Origin of the sequence: Parasutterella muris, assembly GCF_009767915.1 — a bacterium.
In the GTDB taxonomy this organism is placed as follows: domain Bacteria; phylum Pseudomonadota; class Gammaproteobacteria; order Burkholderiales; family Burkholderiaceae_F; genus Parasutterella; species Parasutterella muris.
Genome location: NZ_WSRP01000114.1, coordinates 1 through 538 on the forward strand (window position 1 = coordinate 1; position 538 = coordinate 538).

2 protein-coding genes are annotated in these 538 nt (G+C 47.4%); both read right to left on the minus strand.

Features of this window, described 5'->3' with window-relative positions; all coding sequences use genetic code 11:
• Nucleotides 1-118: 118 nt before the first annotated feature.
• Nucleotides 119-340, minus strand: coding sequence for a hypothetical protein (locus tag E5987_RS12800; protein ID WP_160336447.1), 222 nt, complete (start codon nt 338-340; stop codon nt 119-121).
• Nucleotides 337-538 (minus strand): hypothetical protein (locus E5987_RS12805; RefSeq protein WP_160336448.1); only part of this gene is annotated, 202 nt, incomplete at its 5' end. The genes E5987_RS12800 and E5987_RS12805, both read right to left, overlap by 4 nt.

Genomic DNA, 538 nt, shown 5'->3' on the forward strand with positions numbered 1-538 from the left:
TCTCCAAAATCGGCCCTGATCTCCTCTAACAAATGATAAAGGCCCGGATCAACGACCTCGGGCCACGGACTTGGTTTGCCATCTTTTGACGCAAACTCCTCGGGTTTAAAGTGCTCGCTCATTTTTTAAATTCCAACTCATGTTTTCTATACAGTTCGTGAATCAATTCCGTGTTGTGCTGGATGGCCTTCTCGTTTGACCAGATACCGCGCTTAATATCGTCAAAGATGACAGACCTCTCGCAGTAGTAATAACCAAGCAGAAAGCCAAAGCACACCGCAATCGCTATAGCCGCTGATCTGCATAGGCGAATTGCCCACTCGTTTAAGAAGACGCTCATGATTTAGCTCCTAATCTGTTATCCAGAAATCGTTTGATGTAGTGCGCAATAATTCGGACGCCGAGATATGCAGCCATAAATGAAATCCCAACGGCGGCAAGCTCGTTGACGCCATAGCCTTCAAGAATCCAGAAGACACCGATAGCAGTGACTCCGCCTGATAGCGCTTCCCACATTGCTTCAAGGACGGAGAACTCT

Bases quoted from the DNA above. Each gene is read 5' to 3' on its own strand.
- E5987_RS12800 (WP_160336447.1), bottom strand. From the start codon at position 340: ATGAGCGTCTTCTTAAACGAGTGGGCAATTCGCCTATGCAGATCAGCG.